Annotated in this window: 21 protein-coding genes and 1 pseudogene; 10 read left to right on the top strand and 12 right to left on the bottom strand. The window is 67.5% G+C overall.

Going from position 1 to position 23,157, the window contains the following annotated elements; genetic code table 11:
- A pseudogene (locus tag BST38_RS29440) lies at positions 1–888 on the top strand (hypothetical protein); the annotation flags it as partial.
- 21 nt (positions 889–909) lie between these two features.
- On the opposite strand, the gene BST38_RS22750 reads toward BST38_RS29440, so the two are convergent.
- A complete protein-coding gene (locus tag BST38_RS22750) occupies positions 910–1,779 on the bottom strand; it encodes an LLM class F420-dependent oxidoreductase (protein WP_083145841.1) in 870 nt (289 codons plus the stop codon).
- A gap of 144 nt (positions 1,780–1,923) precedes the next feature.
- On the opposite strand from BST38_RS22750, the gene satS reads away from it, so the two are divergent.
- The gene (satS, locus tag BST38_RS22755; protein WP_083145758.1) at positions 1,924–3,174 is read left to right on the top strand and encodes a protein export chaperone SatS; all 1,251 of its coding nucleotides are present in this window, start codon (positions 1,924–1,926) and stop codon (positions 3,172–3,174) included.
- Between the two features lie 16 nt (positions 3,175–3,190).
- On the opposite strand, the gene BST38_RS22760 is transcribed toward satS, so the two are convergent.
- The 10 genes from BST38_RS22760 to BST38_RS22805 all read right to left on the bottom strand — a co-directional run bounded on the left by BST38_RS22760 (position 3,191) and on the right by BST38_RS22805 (position 12,735).
- Entirely contained in the window at positions 3,191–3,928 is a 738-nt protein-coding gene (locus BST38_RS22760) for an enoyl-CoA hydratase/isomerase family protein (protein ID WP_083145759.1), read from the bottom strand.
- A complete protein-coding gene (locus BST38_RS22765) occupies positions 3,929–5,467 on the bottom strand; it encodes an aldehyde dehydrogenase (protein WP_083145760.1) in 1,539 nt (512 codons plus the stop codon).
- Between the two features lie 25 nt (positions 5,468–5,492).
- Positions 5,493–6,260 (bottom strand): ABC transporter ATP-binding protein, encoded by a 768-nt coding sequence (locus BST38_RS22770; RefSeq protein ID WP_083145761.1) that lies wholly within the window; start codon positions 6,258–6,260, stop codon positions 5,493–5,495.
- A 25-nt stretch (positions 6,261–6,285) separates the two neighbouring features.
- On the bottom strand, positions 6,286–7,038 hold the full coding sequence (locus BST38_RS22775; RefSeq protein WP_236644981.1) for an ABC transporter permease: 753 nt from the start codon (positions 7,036–7,038) through the stop codon (positions 6,286–6,288).
- A gap of 88 nt (positions 7,039–7,126) precedes the next feature.
- Positions 7,127–7,963, bottom strand: coding sequence for an ABC transporter permease (locus BST38_RS22780; protein WP_083145763.1), 837 nt, complete (start codon positions 7,961–7,963; stop codon positions 7,127–7,129).
- Positions 7,960–8,997 (bottom strand): ABC transporter substrate-binding protein, encoded by a 1,038-nt coding sequence (locus BST38_RS22785; protein WP_083145764.1) that lies wholly within the window; start codon positions 8,995–8,997, stop codon positions 7,960–7,962. Before BST38_RS22785 ends, BST38_RS22780 begins: the two co-directional genes overlap by 4 nt.
- Positions 8,994–9,740, bottom strand: coding sequence for a GntR family transcriptional regulator (locus BST38_RS22790; protein ID WP_083145765.1), 747 nt, complete (start codon positions 9,738–9,740; stop codon positions 8,994–8,996). Before BST38_RS22790 ends, BST38_RS22785 begins: the two co-directional genes overlap by 4 nt.
- 144 nt (positions 9,741–9,884) lie before the next feature.
- On the bottom strand, positions 9,885–10,973 hold the full coding sequence (locus BST38_RS22795; protein ID WP_083145766.1) for an adenosine deaminase: 1,089 nt from the start codon (positions 10,971–10,973) through the stop codon (positions 9,885–9,887).
- A gap of 11 nt (positions 10,974–10,984) precedes the next feature.
- Positions 10,985–12,316, bottom strand: coding sequence for a thymidine phosphorylase (locus tag BST38_RS22800; protein ID WP_083145767.1), 1,332 nt, complete (start codon positions 12,314–12,316; stop codon positions 10,985–10,987).
- Complete coding sequence (locus tag BST38_RS22805) at positions 12,313–12,735, bottom strand: cytidine deaminase (protein WP_083145768.1); 423 nt, start codon at positions 12,733–12,735, stop codon at positions 12,313–12,315. Before BST38_RS22805 ends, BST38_RS22800 begins: the two co-directional genes overlap by 4 nt.
- A 219-nt stretch (positions 12,736–12,954) precedes the next feature.
- Between BST38_RS22805 and sdhC the strand changes: the two genes are divergently transcribed.
- From sdhC to BST38_RS22825, 4 genes are read left to right on the top strand one after another with little or no spacing between them, the layout of a single operon-like run.
- Positions 12,955–13,383, top strand: a complete 429-nt coding sequence (gene sdhC / locus BST38_RS22810) for a succinate dehydrogenase, cytochrome b556 subunit (protein ID WP_083145769.1) — start codon at positions 12,955–12,957, stop codon at positions 13,381–13,383.
- On the top strand, positions 13,383–13,856 hold the full coding sequence (locus BST38_RS22815) for a succinate dehydrogenase hydrophobic membrane anchor subunit (protein ID WP_083145770.1): 474 nt from the start codon (positions 13,383–13,385) through the stop codon (positions 13,854–13,856). The genes sdhC and BST38_RS22815 overlap by 1 nt, the downstream gene beginning before the upstream one ends.
- Before the next feature lie 14 nt (positions 13,857–13,870).
- Positions 13,871–15,625 carry a succinate dehydrogenase flavoprotein subunit gene (gene sdhA / locus BST38_RS22820; RefSeq protein ID WP_083145771.1) on the top strand — a complete coding sequence of 585 codons (1,755 nt, stop codon included), beginning with the start codon at positions 13,871–13,873 and terminating at the stop codon, positions 15,623–15,625.
- A complete protein-coding gene (locus tag BST38_RS22825; RefSeq protein ID WP_083145772.1) occupies positions 15,625–16,395 on the top strand; it encodes a succinate dehydrogenase iron-sulfur subunit in 771 nt (256 codons plus the stop codon). The genes sdhA and BST38_RS22825 overlap by 1 nt, the downstream gene beginning before the upstream one ends.
- 30 nt (positions 16,396–16,425) lie before the next feature.
- Here the strand turns inward: BST38_RS22825 and BST38_RS22830 are convergent, their stop codons facing one another.
- Positions 16,426–17,520: an aldo/keto reductase gene (locus BST38_RS22830; protein ID WP_083145842.1), complete on the bottom strand. Its 1,095-nt coding sequence runs from the start codon at positions 17,518–17,520 to the stop codon at positions 16,426–16,428.
- 13 nt (positions 17,521–17,533) lie between these two features.
- Here BST38_RS22830 and BST38_RS22835 point away from each other — a divergent pair, with 13 nt between their 5' ends.
- The 4 genes from BST38_RS22835 (at position 17,534) to BST38_RS22850 (ending at position 23,145) form a co-directional block, all read left to right on the top strand.
- Positions 17,534–18,361, top strand: coding sequence for an alpha/beta fold hydrolase (locus BST38_RS22835; RefSeq protein ID WP_237160890.1), 828 nt, complete (start codon positions 17,534–17,536; stop codon positions 18,359–18,361).
- Between the two features lie 67 nt (positions 18,362–18,428).
- Entirely contained in the window at positions 18,429–19,424 is a 996-nt protein-coding gene (locus tag BST38_RS22840; protein WP_083145774.1) for an alpha/beta fold hydrolase, read from the top strand.
- 97 nt (positions 19,425–19,521) lie between these two features.
- Positions 19,522–20,349 carry an alpha/beta hydrolase gene (locus BST38_RS22845; RefSeq protein WP_083145775.1) on the top strand — a complete coding sequence of 276 codons (828 nt, stop codon included), beginning with the start codon at positions 19,522–19,524 and terminating at the stop codon, positions 20,347–20,349.
- 63 nt (positions 20,350–20,412) lie between these two features.
- Positions 20,413–23,145, top strand: a complete 2,733-nt coding sequence (locus BST38_RS22850) for a helix-turn-helix transcriptional regulator (protein WP_083145776.1) — start codon at positions 20,413–20,415, stop codon at positions 23,143–23,145.
- Positions 23,146–23,157: the final 12 nt, after the last annotated feature.

Genomic DNA, 23,157 nt, shown 5'->3' on the forward strand with positions numbered 1-23,157 from the left:
AACAGCCACCCCGGCACACCCCCCACCGACTCCGATGGTGACGGCTACAGCGACGACGACGAGAACGCCGCCGGCACCGACCCCTGGAACTCCGGCAACTACCCCGGCTCAGCCGACTGGTACTACGGCGACTCCGACGGCGACGGCTACACCGACGACCAGGAATACCTCGCCGGCACCGACCCCAACAACTCCTGGAACTACCCCGGCTCAGGCGGACCCAACTACACCGACTCCGACAACGACGGCTACACCGACGGCGACGAAAACACCGCCGGCACCAACCCCTACGACAACACCAACTACCCCGGATCCACCCCACCCGACAACGACGGCGACGGCTACAGCGACACCGACGAAACCCTCGCCGGAACCGACCCCAACGACTCCGGCAGCTATCCGGGCGCTCCCGACTACACGGATACCGACGGCGACGGCTACACCGACAGCGACGAGAACGGGACCGGCACCGACCCCACCGACGCGTCCAACTATCCCGGCTCTCCCCCACCCGGAAGTGACGACAACCCGACCGGCCCGGTGGCGGAAGAGCCATTGCCTGGCCCCGATCCGACGGACGGATCGAGCGATCCACCCCCGCCTGGTCCAGCCGATCCCACCAGTGCGGACCCGAGCGATAACGACGGCGTTGACGAGGTCCCGGACGGCCCAGCACCGCAGGATCCGACGGACACCCCGGCCGACCCGTCAGAGGATCCGGTCACGGCGCCGGAAGACTCCGAGGAGTCCCCGCCCAGCTTCTTCGAAAGCCTTGCCGCCTCGTTCCGGGAGGCCGTGACGCGCACCGTCGCGTGGGTTTCGAGCCTGGTGTCGATGTTCCTCAGCCTGTTCGGCATACGGTCGGGCACGGGAAGCTGGTGGAACTGACGGCACGGTGGCTCCGCGGAGCTAGGTGCGCACCCGCATCCACGGCCCGGCGAGGTCCGCGATCCAGGCTTCGGCCGCGATCGGGTCCGCCGGCGGTCCACCGAGCAGCACCAACTCGTCGATTCCGGCGTCGGCCAGCCGAACCGCGTCGGCGGGTACCGGGTCCTGCAGCGACACCGCCAGGCGAAGTTCTGTCGGATCCCGTCCGGCCTCGCGGCACAACGACCGCAGCGTCGCCGCCCGCGACGCCGCCTCTTCGACATCGGCCAGGTTGAAGCCGTACCAGCCGTCGCCCCACTGCGCGACATGACGCAGCGCGGCATCCGAATTGCCGCCCAGCACGATGGGGATCGACCGGCCGCGCGGTTTCGGGTTCACCCTGATCCGGTCGAAGGACACGAACTCCCCGTCGAATGAGGCGACGTCGTCGCGCCAGACCGTCCGCATCGCCGCGACGTACTCGGCCAGGCGGCGCCCGCGGCCCTCGAACGGCACCCCGAGCGCGTCGTACTCCTCGCGGGACCATCCCACCCCGACGCCCAACGAGAGCCGACCGCCCGTCAGGCGGTCCAGTGACGCGGCCTGTTTTGCGGTGATGACCGGATTGCGTTCAGGCAGCAGTAACACGCCCGTGGCCAGGCCGATGCGATTGGTCGCCGCCGCGGCGAAACTCAACGCGATCAGCGGATCCAGCCAATCCACCTGCGGCGAGATCGCGATCTTGCCGTCGTCGCTGTAGGGATAGTGGGACTCCACGTCGTCGACCATCACGACGTGCTCGCCCACCCACAGCGTCGCGAAACCGGAACGCTCGGCGGCTGCGGCGACGGCGTCGATCACGGTGCGCTGGGCGCCCGCGGCGATGCCGAGTCCGTGCAGACCGAGCCTGATCATCCGGCGATCATGGCAGGCCTGACGATCATCCTGAGCGACGAACGGGTTGCGGTACGGCAACGGTCCTTCGCCTCGGCGCTGGCAGGGCACAGCCTGGCCATCCCCGCAGCGTGACCAGGGACGGTGGTTAGGCTGTGCCGCATGGCTGCTGAGATCGTGCCCATCGGGCTGACGCTGACCAAGGGCGACGTCTACACGCTGTGGGCGCCGCGGTGGCGCGCGGACGGCGACGAGTGGGAGGCCTTCCTCGGTAAGGACGAGGACCTCTACGTGCTCGAATCGGTCGCTGACCTGGCCGCATTCGTCCGCACCAACAAGGACAACGACCTGGTCGACCATCCGGCGTGGGAGAAGCTGACCCAGGCCAACGCGCACCGGTTGTCCCCGACGCCGGACCACACCCACGATCTGGTGGTCCTGGAAGAGCTGCTGGCACAGAAGCCGTCGGAGGACGGTGTGCGCGCCCTCCACGGCGCGCTCGCGGTGGTGTCGTCGATCGGGTCGGTGTGCGAGCTGCCCGCGGTCACCAAGTTCTTCAACGGCAACCCGGTGCTGGGCACCGTCGGCGGCGGCGTGGAGGTGTTCTCCGGGCGGGCCGGCCGCAAGCGCTGGGCCGAGATCGAGAAGATCATCGCGAAGGGCTGGGACAACGTCATCGCGGCCCTCGACGAGGTCATCACCACCCCGGAGGTCGACAAGGCCGCGTCCGAGAAGGCCCAGGCCGAACTGGACGCCGACGCACCGGAGCTCGACGACGAGCTGGTGATCGACGACATCGTCGACACCCCGGAGGAGTCCGACGAGCTTGCCGCCCAGGCCGAGACGAAGGTGCTCGGCAGCGACAAGGACTTCTGGGAGCGGGTCGGCATCGACCCGATCCGCATCATGATGACGGGCGGCACCTACTTCACGCTGCGCTGCTATTTCGACGACCGGCCCATCTTCCTGGGCCGCAACGGCCGGGTCAGTGTGTTCCCGTCCGAGCGTGCGCTCGCCCGTTACCTCGCCGACGAGCACGACCACGACCTGTCTGATCTGGCCACCTATGACGACATCCGCACCGCCGCCACGGACGGGTCGCTGAACGTCGAGGTCACCGACGAGAACGTCTACGTGCTCACCGACATCGTCGACGACCTCGCCGAAGGCCCGGATGCGCTGGACCACGATCAGATCGAGCTCGCGGTCGAGTTGCTGCGCGACATCGGTGACTACTCCGAGGAGACCACCGTCGACACCAAGCTGGCGCCCACCACCGCGCTGGGCCGGGTCATCGGCCATGTTCTCGAACCCGACAAGGTCGCGCGTCCGAGCGCTCCGTTCGCCGAGGCGGTGGCGCAGTGGGAGTCGCTGGAGCGTTTCGTGGAGTCCCGCCTGCGCAGCGAGTCCTGACGTCAAAGCTCTCGGGTCAGCGCGGCGTGTGCAGCCGCCGCATCGAACCGAGGACCAGCCTGTCGGCGGCCAACTCGTAGGCCTGCGCCGTCGAGAGGGACTCGACCGAGTGCAGCATCCGCTTGATCTCGGTGTGTACCCGCGGCTCGGCCGCCAGCAGCGTCTGCACCTTGTCCTCGATCACGGCATCGAGTGCTGCGACATCGTCGACGACCTCGTTGAGCAGCCCGATTCGTACCGCGTCGTCACCGGAGATGCTCGCTCCGCTGGCGGTCAACCAGAACGCCGCGCGCCGGCCGACCATGTGGGGCAGCCACGCCAGCACCAGCGCCGGGGCGAGGTTGATGCGAACCTCCGGGAAGCTCAGCCGCGCCGCACGGGTGCCCACGGCGACGTCGCACAGGGCGGCCAGCCCGACGCCGAATCCTGCGGCGTCGCCCTGCACCCGGGCCACCGTGACCAGACGCGTCGCCGCGAGCGCATCGTTGACGGCGATGAGCCGGCGGACCTCACCGGGCAGGTCGTCGGGAGTTGCCGCCGTGCGCTCCCGTCCCGCGCAGAACGTGTCGCCGTCGGCGGCCAACACCATCACGTGAGCGCCGTCGGGGGGTGAGGTCAGCACCTCGGCGAGCGCATCGCACATCGCCATCGTCATCAGGTTGCCGTCTGCTCCGTCCAACGTGACTCTGAGGACGGCGCCGTCGAGGTCGAACCTCAGTCCCTCGACCCGGGATGGTTCCTGCGTGATCGTCATTCAGTTGAGCCTTTCCAGTGCGATGCCGCCGTACCAGTCCACGTCGTCGGGCGCGGTGCGCACCGTGACGGCACGTACATGGCTGAAATCGTTGAACGATTCCCAGCCGCCTTCCCGCCCGTGCCCGCTGTCGCGCACGCCGCCCCACGGCGAGCACGGATCGAGCCGGTGGTGGTCGTTGATCCAAACGATGCCGTGCTCGAGCCGCGACGCGACCCGGTGCGCCCGGGCGACGTCCCTGGTCCAGATCGACGATCCCAATCCGTAGGGCGAATCGTTGGCGATGGCGATGGCATCGGCCTCGTCGGCGAACGGAATCACCACCAGCACAGGCCCGAAGATCTCCTCGCGCGCCACCCGCATCTGGTTGGTCACGTTCGACAGCACGGTCGGCGCGACGAAATAGCCGTCCAGTCCCGGGACCTGAGGAACGGTCCCGCCGGTCGCCAGCGTCGCTCCTTCGGATACGCCGATTTCGACGTAGTTCAGGATGCGCTGTCGGGCCCGTTCGGAGATCACCGGTCCCAGCTGCGTCTCGGGCTGGCTCGGATCTCCGATGCGGATACGCTCGGCCTGAGCCGCCAGGGCAGCGACGAAGTCGTCGTAGATGTTCTCCTGCACCAGGATCCGGGTGCCGGCGATGCAGGTCTGGCCCGCACCGACGAATCCCCCGAATGCCGCACCACGCGCGGAGACCTCGACCGGCACGTCGTCGAACACCAGTACCGGCGTCTTGCCGCCCAGTTCGACGGTGGATTTGGCGAACCGCGACGCCGTCGCCACCGAGATGCTGCGCCCCACCTCGGTTCCGCCGGTGAACACCACCTTGTCGACGAGCGGGTGTTCGGCCAGACCGGCACCGGTGACAGGTCCGAGACCGGGGATGACGTTGAACACACCGGGCGGCACACCGGCCTCCAACGCGAGCTCGCCGATCAGCAGCGCCGTCAGCGGCGTCTGCTCGGATGGCTTGAGCACCACGCTGTTTCCGGTCGCCAACGCCGGCGCAACGCTCTTGGAGGCGATCATCAGCGGGTGGTTGAACGAGGACAGGGTCGCGACGACACCGAGCGGGAACCGTGAGGTGTATGCGTGGTACTGCCCTGACATCGGCACCACCGCGTCGCGGCTGGCGAGCAGCAGCGCGGCGTTGTACCGGTACCACTCCGGGAGCCGGGTGATCTGTGCCTTCGTCTCGGTGATGGGACGGCCGTTGTTGTCGGTCTCCAGGCGGTAGAGCTTGTGCATGTCACGCTCGAGCAGGTCGCCGAACCTGTTGAGTATGCGGGCCCGCTGGTGGATCGGCATGTGCGACCAGACCCCGGAATCGAACGCCGCACGCGCGGACCGGACCGCGTGGTCGGTGTCCTGCGCGTCGGCGCTGTGGCAGCGGGCGAAGACGTGACCGGTCGCCGGGTTGACCAGTTCGAGCACCTCACCGCCGCCCGCTCGTACCTCGCCGTCGATCAGCAGGCCGTGGACATGGTCGCCGTTGACGGCGAGGTTCGACCCAGCGGTGGTCACAACCGTTTCAGACATGAGACTTCTTTCGTTCAGGGCGGGATCAGGCACTTGCGGCGACGGAGTGCTGTTGTCGCGCAGTGGATTCGAGATCCTCGAAGCGACGAAGGATGGACGACTCCAGCACGGCCACCTCGGTGTTGGACGCTTTGCGCGGGCGAGGAAGGTCCACCGCGATGTCCTCGTGGATGGTGCCGCCCGGGGCGAGCATCAGGATGCGGTCCGACAGTTCGGCGGCCTCGCTGACGTCGTGGGTGACGAACACGACCGTCTTGCGGGTCTGGGCCCACAACTCCTGTAGGTGCTCCCGAAGGCCACGGGCGGTGATGGCGTCGAGATGGCTGAAGGGTTCGTCCATCAGCAGCACGTCCGGCTCGATCGACAGCGCACGGGCGATGCCGACGCGCTGCTGTTGGCCACCGGAGAGCTGGCCCGGCCACTTCTTCTCGGCGTGCCCGAGACCGACGCGCTTGAGGGCCTCGTGAACCCGGTCCGCGGCGGCGGCGTCGCGGACCTTCTGTACGTACATCAGGTTGTCGAAGATCGACCGCCACGGCAGCAGCCGGGGCTCCTGGAAGACGTAGGCGAGCTTGGCCTGCTGGCCGGGGGCGCCGACGGTCACGGTGCCCGAGGTCGCGGTCTCGATGCCGGCGATGATGTTGAGCAGCGTCGTCTTACCGCAGCCCGACGGACCGACGAGGGAGACGAACGAACGGTCGGCGATCTCGAAATTGATGTGGTTGATGACCGTCTGCGGGCCGGTGGGGGTGGTGAACACCTTGAGCAGGTCGGTCACGGTGACGTTGGCCATGAGTTCTCCTTGATTGGGTCGAGGGTCAGGCGGCGGCCGCGGCGGGATCCTTGGCAGCCGAATCGCCGTCACGCCAACGGAAGGCGCGTCGGGACAGCCGCTCGAGGAGGACCCGGTCGGTCAGCACCATGAACAGGATGAAGAAGGCGATCCACGCCACGAAGCCTGGAAGCTGATTGGCGTCATACCAGTAACGGGCGCGGTGGCCGACGCCGTCGGCGGATCCGAACCACTCCGAGAGCAGCAGTCCGTTCCAGCCCGACATCACCCCGAACCGGATGCCGGCGACGACATATCCGGTGACGGCGGGCAGGACGGTGTGCCGCAGCCGGCGCGCAGGGGACACGTCGTAGGACTCCGACATGTCGAGCAGCTCGGGCGGCACCGATCTGGCACCGGCCGCGACGTTGACGACGATGAACGGCACCGCCGAGAGCACCACCGTCACGATCGGTGCGGTGTCGGAGAAACCGAACCACATGGCGCACAACAGCGCCCAGATCACAGCGGGAATCGCCAGGCCGACGAGGTTGACGTCGCCGAACAGATTGTCGAAGATCCGCGACGAGCCGATGGCGATACCGATCGCCAGGCCGAGCACGATGGAGATCAGCATCGCGATCGCGAAGCGCTGCATGCTGATCGCGAAATTGAAGAAGAACTCCCCTCGTTCGATCTCGGCGATCGCGGCGCTGACGACGGGACCCGGCCCGGGGATGCGTTCGCTGACCATCCCGAACACCTGCCAGGCCAATAGGAACACCACGGCGGCAGCCACGCTGGCACCGAGTGGTCCTGTCAGCCAATGGGTCCCGGACCTGCGGTCACTTCCTGCGCTTTGACGATGCGTCACGGGTGCACTCATGTCAGCGCCCCCCTCTCCATGCGAAGAACCGGCGTTCCAAACCGGCGAGGAACACTCGCTCGATCAGCAGGATGAAGATCACGAAGAACCCGGTCCAGGCGAGCACACCGGCCACCGAGAACTCCTGATAGGACTGGCGGATCATGAACCCGATGCCGCTGCGTCCACCGAACACCTCGGTCAGCGCCTCGACCTTCCAGGCCATGGCGAAGCCGTACCGCAACGCGGCGAACAGGAACGGCATCACCGACGGCAGGAACACCGATCGGGTGATCTCACCACGGCCGATCCCGTAGACGGCGCTCATGTCCACCAGGCGCCGATCCACCTCTTCGACGCCCTGGGCGACGTTGAGCGCCACGTAGGGCAACGCGACGAACGCGACGACGACGACCGGACCGATGGCGCCGATGCCGAACAGGATGAGCGCGAACACCGCGAAGGCAAGTCCGGGAACGTTGCCCAGCACCAGCAGCGGCTGTTGCCAGAAGTACTTCTGGTAGCGCACCCGGCCCATCAGCAATCCCAGCGGAACACCGAACACCGTGCCGATCGCGAACCCGAGCGCGATCTTGACGATGCTGGAGCCGAATTGGACGAACGCGGTGCCGTCGGCGGCCAGGTGCCACATCTCGGCGCCCACGGTCCACGGTGCCGGCAACACGTACTCGGTGAACAACACCAGCGAGCAGAACGACCAGACGGCGAGCAGGAAGCCGTAGCCGACGAGCGGCAGACCCACCCGGCGCAGCACAGCCGAGCCGGGCCGGGCGGGCGCCACGTGGTCAGCCTGCGGAGCGCTCTCGGGGCCGGCGGGCTTGTGCGTGGTCACGGTCACGAAGCGCCACCGCCCTCAGAGGGGCGGAACTTCGGCAGGGCCTGGTCCTGCTCCATGAACCCGGTCTCCTTGAGCAGCGTGAACACCTGAGATTCGTTGTCCGCCCACGTCTGATCGAACCGGATGTCGCGGACGAACCAGTCGTGGTCACCGACGTAGTTCTGGACGAACGCGATGTCCTCGGGGGACTCGACCGCGAAGTGCTGCGGGTAGGTCTCGATGATCTTGGCGTTGTTGGCCTCCCATTCGCTGAGGCCGCGCTGCCACACGTCGAGGAAGAACTCGACCTTGTCGGGATTCTCCTGCGCCCATTCCGAACCGGCGAGGAACACGTTGATCATCGGGCCCTCGTGGTCTTCGACGACCAGCTCGCTGTACATGTCCGACGACGCCTTGCCGTCGTAGAGGACCTTCAGTTCGCCGCTGCGCAGGCCGGGGGTCGCAAACTCGGGCAGGCACACGCATGCCGCGACTTCGCCCCGTTCGACCAGATCCGCCTGTTGCTGCGGATCCGACACGATGATGTTGTAATCCCCTCCACCGGAACGGAAGTCGACGTCGTGGAGCTTCTTGGCGTATGCGCCCCACACCAGCGTCGCCGAAACGGCGGTGAACGCGGAGATGTCCTGCCCCTTGAGGTCGGCCAGGGTGTTGGCCGGGTTGTCCGCGCGGGCGATGATGACGCTGCGGTCCATGTTGTACTTGCCGATGACGACGGTGTCGCGGCCGGTCTCCTGCTCGATCACCGGAACCTCGTAGGACGCCGAGGAGACGATGTCGGCGTGCCCGCCGGCGAAGACACCGAACTCGTCCCAGGTCGAGGAGGCCTCGATCTTGATGCCGGATTCCTCCTCCATCTCGGCGAGGATCCCCTGGTCGGTGATGTAGTCCCACACCGGATCCGGGGCGAAGGTGAACCGGATGACTCCACCTTCACCGCCGCCTGAGTCGGGCCGGGAGACGCACCCGGACATCGCGACCGCGGTGGTTGCGGCGATCAATGCCGCCGTCAGCCGACGTCCCAAACCGTTCACGATTTCGTTCCCTTCACTTGGGCGCCCCGCGGCTTCGTCGCCGAGGGTGCGGGCTCTTGGTGACCGCGCTCGTGGAAACTGATGACGTCATCAGCACCGGTCGCAGTCGGGTTCTCCAGCAGGTAGGACAGGATGAAGTCGTGTGAGGTGGCCAGGTGCTCGCGCGTCAGGGACGCGGCCAGCGCCGCATCGCCGCTCTCCACCGCGCTGAGAATCGCCGCGTGTTCGGCGTGCAGATGCTCGGTCTGACCGATGACTTCCAGATGCATGTACAGGTAGCGATCGGTGAGCCGACGCAGCTGCTCGACCAACTCGATCATGCGCGGCCGGCTGGCCCGCTTGTAGACCGAGGCATGGAACTCTGCGTTGGCCGCCAGCCAGATCGGCGCTTCGTTGCTCGACTCCATCAGCTGCATCTGCTTGCGCATCGACAGGATGTCGGCCCGGCCGACGTTGGGCACGGCGATCTGGGTGGCCAACGGTTCGATGGCCTCACGCAGCTCGTAGAGCTCCTGGAGTTCGGGCACCGACATCCCGGTGACGATGGCCGTCGCCTTCGAGGTCGGATGGAGCAGACCCTCGCCCGCGAGTAGCTGGATCGCGTCGCGCACCGGGATCCTGCTCACCCCGAACCGCTCCGCGATGCTCAGCTGCGACAGCCGCGACCCGGGGGCCACCTGTCCGTGGAGGATCTCGGTCCTCAACACAGCCGCGATGCGACTCGCCGCACTTTCGTATGCCATTTGGCCTCCATGTCTACGTATGGACATGAATGTATACATTTGAATGTGTGGCGTCAATCACCAAGCGAGGTTCGTGCGAGGCAGACCACACCCGGGCTCACCGCGCGACGCGCGCGGATGCTGGTGGGTGCGGGCGTTACCGCGTCAGCCGACGAGGACCACGTAGCGCGGCTTGATCACCTCGTCGATGATCGCCAAGCGCTCGGGGAACGAGATGAAGGCCGACTTCATCGCGTTGATCGTGAACCGCTCCAGATCGCTCCATCCGTAGCCGAACGTCTCGACCAGACGCGCCATCTCCATGCTCATCGTGGTGTCGCTCATCAACCGGTTGTCGGTGTTGACGGTGACGCGGAACCGCAGCCGGGCCAGCCGGTCGAACGGGTGCGCGGCGATGCTCTCCACCGCCCCGGTCTGCACGTTGGAGCTCGGGCACATCTCGAACGGAACCCGCTTGTCCCGCAACAGGGATGCGAGCCGGCCGAGCTTGGGTTCGCCGTCGGGGCCGATCTCGATGTCGTCGACGATGCGGACCCCGTGCCCGAGCCGATCGGCGCCGCAGAACGCGATCGCCTCGTGGATCGACGGCAACCCGAACGCCTCCCCGGCGTGGATCGTGAAGCGCGCGTTGTTACTTCGCATGTACTCGAACGCATCCAGGTGCCGGGTGGGCGGGTAACCGGCCTCGGCGCCGGCGATGTCGAAGCCGACGACGCCCTTGTCCCGGAACCGGATCGCCAACTCGGCGATCTCGCGTGACCGTGCCGCATGGCGCATGGCGGTGACCAGGCAGCGCACCGTGATCGCGCGCCCGGCGGCGGCCGCGGCCTTCTCGCCGTCGGCGAACCCGGCCAGCACCGCGTCAACGACGGCGTCCAGTGACAGCCCTTCGTTGATGTGCAGTTCGGGTGCGAAGCGCACCTCGGCGTAGACGACGTTGTCGTCGGCGAGGTCTTCGACGGCCTCACGGGCCACGCGGTGCAGCGCGTCGGGGGTCTGCATGACGCCGACGGTGTGCGCGAACGGCTCCAGGTAGCGCACCAGCGACCCGCTGTGCGCGGCGGTGCGGAAGAAGGTCGCCAGCTCGTCGGCGTCATCGGCGGGCAGGTCGTCGTAGCCGTACTGCTGGGCCAGTTCGAGCACTGTGGCCGGGCGCAGCCCGCCGTCGAGGTGGTCGTGCAGCAGCGCCTTGGGCGCGCGTCGGATGTTCTCCAGCGTCAACGGCGTGGGCACGGCGCAACCTCCTACATGCTGATGCGGTCGATGATCATTGGGCGCGTGGGCGGTGGCTCGTCCCCGACGCTCCACGCGCCGTCGAGTTCTGCCGCGGCGGCGGGGAGGCGCTGCGGGGTTTCGGTGTAAAGCGTGAAGAGCGGCTCACCGGCTGCGACGGGCTCGCCGGGCTTGCGATGGATCCGGAGCCCGGCGCCGGCCTGCACCTGCTCGCCCGGCATCGTGCGGCCCGCCCCGAGTCGCCACACCGCCAGACCCACCGCCATCGCGTCGATGTCTCCCATCGTGCCACCGCGCGGTGCCCGCACGGTCTCGATGTGCGTACCGATAGGCAAACGCTCAGCCAACAGCGAGTCCACGTCCCCGCCCTGCGCGGCGACCAGGTCACGGAACCGGTCCATCGCGGTCCCGTCCCGCAGCGTCTGCGCCGGGTCCACCCCGTCCAAGCCGGCGACGTCACACATCTCGCGGGCCAGTGCCAGCGTCAGTTCGACGACGTCGTCGGGCCCCCCGCCTTCGAGCACCTCGAGGGATTCGACGACCTCGATGGCGTTGCCCACGGTGCGGCCCAGCGGCGCGTGCATGTCGGTGAGCAGCGCGCGGGTGCGCACCCCGTGTTCTTCGCCGAGTTCGACCATCGTGCGGGCCAGCTCCCGCGACTCGGCCTCGGTGTCCAGGAACGCCCCGGAGCCGACCTTCGAGTCGAGCACCAGCGCGCGGGTGCCTTCGGCGATCTTCTTGCTCATCACCGAGCTCGCGATCAGCGGCAGCGACTCCGTGGTCGCGGTCACATCGCGTAGCGCGTAGATCTTGCGGTCGGCGGGCGCGAGTTCCCCGGCGGCGAAGATCGCCGCTCCCAGGTCGCAGAGTTGTTGGCGGATCTGGGCTTTGGTGAGCTCGGCGGTGAATCCGGGGATGGACTCCAGTTTGTCCAGCGTGCCGCCGGTGTGGCCGAGTCCGCGCCCGGCCGCTTGGGGCACCGCACCGCCGCAGGCCATCACGATCGGCACCAGCGGGATGGTGATCTTGTCGCCGACGCCACCGGTGGAGTGCTTGTCCACCAGCGCGAGCGGCTTGCCATCTCGGCGCAGGTCGGTGAAGTCGAGGCGCTCCCCCGAGTCGATCATCGCCGCGGTCCACCGTGCGATCTCACCGCTGGTCATGCCGCGCAGGAAGATCGCCATCAGCAGCGCCGACATCTGCGCGTCGGCGATCCGGCCGTGGGTGTAGGCGTCGATGACCCAGTCGATGGCCTCATCGGACAGCACGCCGCCGTCGCGTTTGACCCGGATGACCGACGGAGCATCGAGATGCGACCCAGATACCGCGGCGTCGAAGCTCACGGCTTCTCCTCCACCGTGTGAGCCCGGCGGTCAAGATCATCGGGCCCGAACGCATCTGGCAGCAGTTCCCGCAGCGGGCGGGGCCCGCGCGGATGGTCGATCAGCAGGTCCCCGCCGCCGTGTTCGAGCAGCACCTGCCGGCAGCGTCCGCACGGCATCAGCACCGCCCCATCGGGGCCCACGCACGACAGTGCGACCAGGCGTCCCCCGCCGGTGGAATGTAGGGCGCAGACCACCGCGCACTCGGCACAGAGACCTAGACCATATGAGACATTTTCCACATTGCATCCGGTGATCACCCGACGGTCGTCGACGAGGGCCGCGGCCCCCACCCGGAACCTCGAATACGGCGCATAAGCGTGCCCCGAGGCATCAATCGCCTTGCGCCGCAACAAATTCCAGTCGATCTCAGTGGTCATCGGCCGCCACCCGAGTTGAGTCTGAATGCATTCCGAACACCTCGTCCCGTGACCCGAAGTCCCAGATAGGGCACCCTAACTTCTACTCTGGAAGACGGGCATACCGCCTCACGCTAGTTCGTTCAAGGGTACGAAGGGCACTAGAGTCGCCCCGAGGTTTTGGGGCTCCGGTAAGCAGGGCCGAGCTCCAGGCGTCCACCGATGGCGTTGGAGGGTCACATGAGTACGGCGACACCAGCCGATACCGATATACCGGCACCGCGATCAAAGCCGACGCGCCGCCGCACGTTCTACCGCGGCGACCCAGGCATGTGGTCGTGGCTGCTTCACCGCATCTCCGGTGCGACGATCTTCTTCTTCCTGTTCGTCCACGTGCTCGACACCGCGCTCGTCCGGGTCAGCCCGCAGGCTTACAACGAGGTCATCGAGACCTACAAGACCCCGATCGTCGGCCTGATGGAGATCGGCCTCGTCGCGGCCGTGCTCTACCACGCGCTCAACGGCATCCGGATCATCCTGATCGACTTCTGGTCGGAGGGTCCGCGGCATCAGCGCAAGATGCTGTGGGGCATCGCGGGGATCTTCATCGTTTTGTTCATCGCAGCCCTGGGAGTGATCGGCATGCACATGGCGGAGAGGTTCTTCTGATGGCAGAGAACCCCTACGACCACATCTCCGACCGCGGTGGGCCCGCGCCGGTCATGCAGCGCAGCTTCGACCGTCCGGCAGGTCTGGACAACCCGCGCGCCCCGCGCCGCGCCGGCGGGATGCCGAACTTCGAGAAGTACGCCTGGCTGTTCATGCGGTTCTCGGGCATCGTGCTGGTCTTTCTCGCACTCGGGCACCTCTTCATCATGCTGATGTGGGAAAACGGCGTGTACCGCATCGACTTCAACTACGTCGCCGAGCGCTGGTCGTCGCCGTTCTGGCAGACCTGGGATCTGCTGCTGCTGTGGCTGGCCCAGCTGCACGGCGGTAACGGGATGCGCACGATCATCGCCGACTACACGCGCAAGGACTCCACGAAGTTCTGGCTGAACACGCTGCTGGCGCTGTCGATGGCGTTCACGCTGGTCCTCGGGACCTACGTGCTCCTGACGTTCGACGCGTCGATTTCCTGAAACGGAGAAGCCCAATGATTGTTGAACACCGCTACGACGTCGTCATCGTCGGCGCAGGTGGAGCGGGCATGCGGGCGGCGGTCGAAGCCGGTCCCCGCGTCCGTACCGCGGTCCTGACCAAGCTCTACCCGACGCGCTCGCACACCGGTGCCGCGCAGGGCGGCATGTGCGCCGCGCTGGCAAACGTCGAGGAAGACAACTGGGAGTGGCACACCTTCGACACCGTCAAGGGTGGTGACTACCTCGCCGACCAGGACGCCGTCGAGATCATGGCCAAGGAGGCCATCGACGCGGTGCTCGACCTGGAGAAGATGGGGATGCCGTTCAACCGCACCCCCGAGGGCCGCATCGACCAGCGCCGTTTCGGCGGGCACACCCGCGACCACGGCAAGGCCCCGGTGCGCCGCGCGTGCTACGCCGCCGACCGCACCGGCCACATGATCCTGCAGACGCTGTACCAAAACTGCGTCAAGCACGACGTCGAGTTCTTCAACGAGTACTACGCGCTCGACATCACGCTGACCGAGACGCCCTCGGGCCCGGTCGCCACCGGCGTCGTCGCCTACGAGCTCGCCACCGGTGACATCCACATCTTCCACGCCAAGGCGATCGTGTTCGCCACCGGCGGCTCGGGCCGGATGTACAAGACCACGTCGAACGCGCACACGCTGACCGGCGACGGCCTCGGCATCATCTTCCGCAAGGGACTTCCCTTGGAGGACATGGAGTTCCACCAGTTCCACCCGACAGGCCTGGCCGGCCTCGGCATCCTGATCTCCGAGGCCGTGCGCGGCGAGGGCGGGCGTCTGCTCAACGGCGACGGCGAGCGGTTCATGGAGCGCTACGCCCCGACCATCGTCGACCTCGCGCCCCGCGACATCGTCGCCCGCTCGATGGTGCTGGAGGTCCTCGAAGGCCGCGGCGCCGGGCCGAACAAGGACTACGTCTACATCGACGTGCGCCACCTCGGCGAGGACGTGCTCGAAGCCAAGCTCCCCGACATCACCGAGTTCGCCCGCACCTACCTCGGTGTGGACCCGGTCAAGGAACTCGTGCCGGTGTACCCGACGTGCCACTACGTCATGGGCGGCATCCCGACCACCGTCAACGGTCAGGTGCTCTCGGACAACACCACCGTCGTCCCCGGCCTGTACGCCGCCGGCGAATGCGCGTGCGTGTCGGTGCACGGCGCCAACCGGCTGGGCACCAACTCGCTGCTCGACATCAACGTGTTCGGCCGCCGCGCCGGCATCGCCGCGGCGAACTACGCCCTCGGACACGACTTCGTCGACCTGCCGGAGAACCCGGCCGGGATGGTCGTCGACTGGGTCGGTGACATCCTCTCCGAGCACGGCAACGAGCGTGTCGCCGACATCCGCGGCGCGCTGCAGCAGTCGATGGACAACAACGCCGCGGTGTTCCGCACCGAGGAGACCCTCAAGCAGGCGCTGACCGACATCCACGCGCTCAAGGAGCGCTACTCGCGGATCACGGTGCAGGACAAGGGCAAGCGCTACAACAGCGACCTGCTCGAGGCCATCGAGCTGGGCTTCCTGCTCGAGCTCGCCGAGGTCACCGTCGTCGGTGCGCTCAACCGCAAGGAATCCCGCGGCGGACACGCCCGCGAGGACTACCCGAACCGCGACGACACCAACTACATGCGCCACACCATGGCCTACAAGGAAGGTTCGGACCTTCTGAGTGACATCCGCCTGGACTACAAACCCGTCGTCATGACGCGTTACGAGCCGATGGAACGGAAGTACTGATGAGCGCGCCTGTTCTGGACAAGCAAGACACTCCCCCCGTGCCCGACGGCGCGGTCATGGTCACGCTGAAGATCGCCCGGTTCAACCCGGAGTCCCCGGACGACGCGGGCTGGCAGAGCTTCCGGGTGCCGTGCCTGCCGTCGGACCGGCTGCTGAACCTGCTGCACTACGTGAAGTGGTACCTGGACGGCACGTTGACGTTCCGCCGCTCCTGCGCGCACGGCGTGTGCGGTTCGGACGCGATGCGGATCAACGGCGTGAACCGGCTGGCGTGCAAGGTGCTGATGCGCGACATGCTGCCGAAGAACCCGAACAAGCAGCTGACCATCACGATCGAACCGATCCGCGGCCTGCCCGTGGAAAAGGACCTGGTCGTGGACATGGAGCCGTTCTTCGACGCGTACCGCGCGGTCAAGCCGTACCTGATCACCAGCGGCAATCAGCCGACGCGCGAACGGATTCAGAGCCAGACCGACCGCGCCCGCTACGACGACACCACCAAGTGCATCCTGTGCGCGTGCTGCACCACGTCGTGCCCGGTGTACTGGAGCGAGGGGTCCTACTTCGGGCCGGCCGCGATCGTCAACGCCCACCGGTTCATCTTCGACTCGCGTGACGAGGCCGCCGCCGAGCGCCTCGACATCCTCAACGACGTCGACGGGGTGTGGCGCTGCCGCACCACCTTCAACTGCACCGAGGCCTGCCCGCGCGGCATCGAGGTCACCAAGGCGATCCAGGAAGTCAAGCGCGCGTTGATGTTCGCGCGCTAGAGCCCGCGGATCGTCAGGCGCCCGCCGGGCTCAGGTCCAGTTGCGCACCGACGGCGCGTAGCCGCTGGGTTTGTCACCGACCTTGATGCCGGGGTTGATGAGCTGCTCCTGGTAGCCCGGCGTAAACATCCTGTACAGCGACGTCGGAGGAATCGCGCCGGCCTCGTCGAGTGATACCCGCAGTTCCGCAGGGATCTCGACGTCCAGGGCCTGCATTGTCGATGTCAGTTGCGCCGCGCTGCTGGCACCCACGATCGCCGACGCGATACCCGGCTGGGTGGCCACCCAGTTGACCGCCACCTGGGCCATGGACACCCCGAGTTTGTCGGCGGTCTCGGCCAGCGGGGTGAGCACCTGCCAGCTGCGCTCGGTGAGTTCGAGTGCCGCCGTACCGGTCACACTCAATCGTCCCGACCCCGCGGCCCCCTGGTCGGAAGCGTGGTACTTACCGCTGAGAAAGCCCTGTGCGAGCGGACTCCACGCGGTGACACCGAGACCCAGGGTCTGCCCCATCGGCACATGCTCGGTCTCGATCGCCCGATCGATCAGTGAGTAAGGGAGCTGGACGTTGATCAAGGGCCGCAGGTGGTTGGCGGTGGCGAACGTCTGAGCTGCGGCCGCGAACCACGCCGGGGTGTCAGAGATTCCGGGATAACGGATCTTGCCGGCGCGCGCCAGATCGTCGAAGGTCTGCATCACCTCCGCGATCGGTGTCAGCCGGTCCCACGTGTGCAACAGGTAGAGGTCGACGTAATCGGTGCGCAGTCTGCGCAATGAGTCCTCCAGCGCGCGCACCATGAACTTGCGGCCGTTCCCGCCGCCGTTCGGGTCCCCCTGGTACATCGCATTGGTGAATTTCGTCGTCAGCACCACGCTGTCCCGCGCGCCGGTCTCGGCGAGCAGCTGACCGAGAATGGTCTCGCTCTCCCCGTCGGTGTAGAAGTCCGCCGTGTCGATGAAGTTTCCGCCGGCGTCCAGATAAGTCCGCAGGATCGGCCGGGACTCGTCGAGCGTCTTCCCATACGGCGCGTGGTAGCCGCGCGTGCCGAAATTCATCGTTCCCAGCGCGAGCCTGCTGACCCGCAAACCCGAACGGCCGAGAAGGTAGTACTCGTCAATCGCCATCATCAAGCTCCTTGTGTCTCGTCTGCACTGTCAACGCCTCGGCGGACGGACTCATTCACAAGTCTGCGATCGACGCCCGCTGAAGCGGCCGTGCCCGTCCGGCGTTTACAGGCGCATGGGAACCTATGTGCTCGTCCACGGAGCCAGTCATGACGGCAGCGCGTTCGACGAGGTCGTCGATCGGCTGCAGCGGCTGGGCCACAATGCTTACGCTCCAACTGTTGCCGGGCACGGCAAGAACGCAGAACGCGACGTCGGCCTCGCCGCGGCCACCGCATCGGTCGTTGAGCAGATCGTGGCGCACGAGCTCGACGACTTCGTGCTCCTCGGTCACAGCTGGGGTGGCGTTGTCATCGCCAAGGTCGCCGAAGCCCTGCCAGAGCGCATCCGTCGGTTGATCTTCTTCAGTGCCATGGTTCTTCGAGACGGTGAGTGTGCGATGGACGTGTGGCCGCCGCAGAACCGCGGTCTCATCACAGACCTCGCCGCCGCGTCGACCGACAACAGCGTGATGTTGCCGTTCCCGTTCTTCCGCGACGCGTTCATGAACGACGCCGACCTCGCCACAGCCCGCAGCGTCTACGACAAGCTGTCCCCTGAGCCGTACCGGCTGCTCTCCGAGAATGTCGATCTGAGTCGCTTCGAAACCCTCGACATCCCGCGCAGCTGGCTGATGGGTACGGAGGACATCGTCATGCCACCCGGCGAGTGGGGTTGGCATCCGCGGATGTCGAGCCGGCTCGGCCTGTACCGGCTCGTGCAGATGCCCGGCGGTCACGAGTTGATGTACACGAACCCTGCGGGACTGGCCGCGAAGATCGTCGAGGCCGGACGCGACTGAGTCGGCCGGCGAAGGAAAACCACCGCGGGCCGCGTTGTCGTCTGTACAGCTATCGAGAGGATCCCACGTGCTCACTCGTCGCGCCTTCGCCGCAGGCATCGGACTCGCCGTCGCGGCCACATCCCCCAGTGTGCCCGGGGCAGGACCTCCGCGGGCCCCGGCCGCCCCGTCGTCGTTCGCCAGTCTCAAGAACGTCGAGGCGGGTGATCTGAGTATCGGGTACGCCGAGGACGGTGCCGCCGACGGACCCGCGGTGATCCTGCTGCACGGCTGGCCCTACGACATCCACAGTTACGCCGACGTCGCCCCGCTGCTGGTCGCCAGGGGCTACCGGATCCTGGTCCCGTACCTGCGCGGATACGGCAGCACGGTGTTCCGCTCAGTGGACACGATGCGCACCGGCCAGCAGGCCGCACTGGCGCAGGACGTCGTCGACTTCATGGACGCGCTCGGAATCGACCGTGCGGTGATCGGCGGAGTCGATTGGGGGGCAAGGTCGGCCGACATCGTGGCGGCATTGTGGCCGGAGCGATGCAAGGCGCTGGTGTCGGTCAGCGGATACCTGATCGTGAATCTGTCGGCCAACCAGCGCCCCCTGCCACCGGCCGCCGAGCACGGGTGGTGGTACCAGTACTACTTCGCGACCGAACGCGGCGCGCACGGGTACACCGCGCACACCCGCGATTTCAACAAGTTGATCTGGCGGGAGGCCTCCCCGTCGTGGAATTTCAGCGACGCCACCTACGACCGGACCGCCGATGCCTTCGCCAACCCCGATCATGTCGCGGTCGTGATCCACAACTACCGCTGGCGGCTGAGCCTGGCCCCCGGCGCGCCCCGCTACGACGATCTCGAGCGCCGTCTCGCCGCCAGTCCGCCGATCACCGTCCCCGCGATCACGATCGGCAGCGACTTCGACGGTCCGAACAAGAACGGGGCCGCGTATCGATCGATGTTCACCGGACCGTATGCGCACCGGGTGCTCGACGGCATCGGGCACGATGTTCCCCAGGAAGCACCCAGGGAGTTCGCCGACGCCGTCATCGCGGCGGACCGATTGTGAAGGGGTTGATTTCGTGTCGATACTATCCCGGCCGCCGGTCGCCGACGCGATCGCCCGGTTGTTCTCTCGCGCAGTCGATCCCGCGCCACGTCCAGAGGTGACATTCCCCGACGTTCCCGGCGATCGCACCACCGGCATCGTCACCACCCGTCACGGTCCGGCACCGGTGACGGTCTACCGGCCGCCGGAGAACGTCGGCCGTGCCGCGGTGTACGTCAACGTGCACGGCGGTGGTTTCGTGGTCGGCCATCCCGAGCAGGACGATCCGTGGTGCCGGTATCTGGCCGCGCGGGCCGGGGTCGTCGTCGTCAACGTCGACTACGTGCTGGCGCCGGGACACCGGTTTCCGGCCGCAGCACAGCAGCTCCTCGACGTCGCCCGGTGGGCCGCCGACCCCGGACGGGACTGGGACGGCGGCCGGCTCTGCATCGGCGGCCAGAGCGCCGGGGGCAACCTGTCGGCCGCCGTCTGCCGGATGGCACTGGACGAGGGTGGGCCGCCGATAGCACTGCAGGTGCTGCACTACGCCCCGTTGGATCTGGTGACACCGACCTCGAGGAAGTCGTCGCCTCTGGGTAGCCGCGCGATCCTCAAACCGTGGATGGGTGAGGTGTTCGACTCGGCGTACATCCCGGCGCGCGGCGACCGCTCGCACCGGTTGGCGTCGCCCGCCTGGGGTTCGAATGCCGACGGCATCGACGGCATCGCGCCCGCCCTTGTCATCACCGCCCAGTACGACCGCTTGCGAGACGAAGGTGTGCGCTACGCGGCGAAGCTCGCCGACGCCGGTTCGCTGGTGCACCACTACGACGTCGAAGGCGTCGATCACGGCTACAACATCATGAGCGGCGACGTCGAGGTGACGCGGCGCATGTACGACGTCATCGTCGCAGCGGTACGGCGGGCCACGACGCCTGGTCCCTGAGTCTGCGGCCGGCCTCAGGTGCGAATGGATGCAGAAGGGCAGCGTTTCGCAGATGATGGAGGGATGGCCACCGACGGGCTGCTGGGCCGCCACGTCGAATGCGAGGTGCTCGACCACATTCTCGGCGATATCCGGGAAGGGCTGAGCCGCACACTGGTCCTTCATGGCGAGCCGGGCATAGGCAAGACGGCACTGCTCGGCTATTTCGGCGCTCAGGCGGCCGGTTGCCGGGTCATTTCCGTGGTGGGCGTCGAATCCGAGATGGAACTGGCCTATGCCGCATTGCAACAGCTGTGCGCGCCGATGCTCGACGGTCTCGCCTCGTTGCCGGCCCCGCAGCGCGCGGCGTTGACCACTGCCCTCGGCATCGGCGTCGGACCGGTGCCGGACCGATTGCTCCTCGGACTGGCAGTCCTGGCGTTGTTCGCCGATGCCGCCGCCGAACGACCACTGGTGCTGCTCGTCGACGATCTGCAGTGGGTGGACGAGTCTTCGGTCGCGGTACTGGCGTTCGTGGCACGCCGATTGGCCGCGGAATCCATCGCGTTGGTGATGGCCAGCAGGGTGTTGCGACCCGACACCGCTACTCTTCCGACGCTGGAGGTGCGTGGCATCAAGCCCGCAGAGGCTCGCGCACTGCTCGATTCCGCGCTGCTCGGACCGCTGGACGCCGAGGTCCGAGATCAGCTGATCGCCGAGACCCGAGGCAACCCGTTGGCCCTGCTCCAGCTACCGCAGCGGCTGTCGGTGCTGGAGTTGGCGGGCGGCTTCGGCCTGCCGGTCGCGGAACGACTCTCGGAAGCGGTGGAGGACAGCTTCCGCCGCGCCGCGGAGTCACTGCCCGAGTCCTCTCGCCGACTGCTGCTGCTTGCGGCCGCCGAACCGCGCGGAGATTCTGCGCTGCTGTGGCGCGCCGCCGCACGGCTCGGCGTTCCGCCAGACGCGGCCGCCCCGGTGATGGAGGCCGGTCTCGCCGAGTTCGGCACCCGGGTCAGGTTTCGGCACCCGCTCGTGCGCTCCGCGGTCTACAACTCCGCTGCGCTGACGCTGCGGCAGCAGGTGCATGCCGTGCTCGGCGATGTCGTTGACGCCCGATCGGACCCTGACCGGCGCGCCTGGCACCGCGCCCGCGCCACTGCCGGACCCGACGACGAGGTCGCCGAAGAGTTGGAACGGTCCGCCGAAAGAGCCTCTGCCCGTGGCGGACTCACCGCGGTAGCGGCTTTTCTGGAACGCGCCACGGCCCTGACCGCCGACCCCGGCGTCCGCACCAGACGAGCGCTCGCCGCGGCGGAGGCCAACCTTGAGGCGGGCGGCTTCCAGGCGGCGACCGAGCTCATCACCGTGGTAGAGCGCGGCGAACCCACCGCCGGCGATCGGGCTCGTGTCGATCTCATCCGCGCCCAACTCAATTACATGACCGACCGAGGACGAGACTCCCCGGCGCTACTGCTGGCGGCCGCACGGCGTTTGGAGTCCATCGACCCGGTCAGATCCCGGGCGACCTACCTGGAGGCCTTCTCGGCCGGCATGTTCGCGGGCAGGTTCGCGGAGGGATGCTCGCGCTCCGACATCGCGCGCGCTGCGCGGGCATTCGACCGGCCCCGCCTCGGCGACACCGACGATCTGCTCCTCGATGGGTTCGTCGCGCTCTATCTCGACGGAAACGCCTCCGCGACAACGCCCTTGCGTCGAGCCGTCGATGCCGCCGCGGACGAGGCAGCCCCTGACATCCGGTCGCTCTGGCTCGCGCATGTCGCGGCGGTGCAGATCTGGGACGATCGCGGCGCCGAGGAGTTGGCACTGCGGCGCCTCATGCGCGCCCGTTCCTCCGGCGCACTGGGCGGACTGCCGGCGGCACTGAATTCGGTCATCGTGTGGCGGACCTTCAGTGGTGTGCCGGCCGAAGTCCCGGCGCTCCTCCAGGAGTTCGAGGCGGCCACCGGTGACACCGGCGGTGGCCTGGCGCCGCACGGAGCGTTGATCGCGGCCGCCTTCCGCGGCGACCGAAGCGAGTTCAGCTCGTTGGCCGCCACCGCGAAAGCCGATGTCATCCGACGCGGTGAGGGTGTCGGCCTGACGATCTGCGAGTACGCGCAGGCCGTCGTGCACAACAGTGAGGGCGATTGGCCGGCGGCGATGGCGACCGTACGGGGCGCAGCCGAAACCCTCGAAGACATCGGGGCGTCGGCGTGGGCACTTGGCGAGTTCGTCGAAGCCGCAGCCCGATGCGGCGCCATCGATGCTGCCGCCCATGCGGTCGAGAAGCTGTCCGAGATGACCGGCGCCGCAGGCACGGACTGGGCGCTGGGGGCCGAGGCCCGGGCACGAGCCCTGGTCAGCGACGGTGACGACGCCGACAGCAGATATCAGGAGGCGATCGAACGCCTTGAGCGGACCACCATGCACGCCGATCTTGCGCGCACGCATCTCCTCTACGGGGAGTGGCTGCGGCGCGCGCGTCGGCGCACCGACGCGCGTACGCACCTACGTGCCGCTCACGAACGGTTCGACGCGATGGGGATGCGGGCGTTCACCGACCGGGCTGCACGGGAACTGAAAGCGGCCGGGTCCTCTACCCCAAAGCGGGTCGGCACCGTCTCGCCTGACGGGCTGACCCCGCAGGAGGCCCAGGTCGCGATGATGGCCCGCGACGGGTTGGCCAACATCGACATCGCCGCACGCCTGTTCCTCAGTCCGCGCACCGTGCAGTACCACCTGCGCAAGGTGTTCACCAAGCTCGGCATCAGTTCGCGTACCCAACTCCACAGGGTACTGCCCGACACCGGCGACTAGCCATTTGGCGGA

Origin of the sequence: Mycolicibacterium parafortuitum, from assembly GCF_002086815.1 — a bacterium.
In the GTDB taxonomy this organism is placed as follows: Bacteria; Actinomycetota; Actinomycetes; order Mycobacteriales; family Mycobacteriaceae; genus Mycobacterium; species Mycobacterium parafortuitum.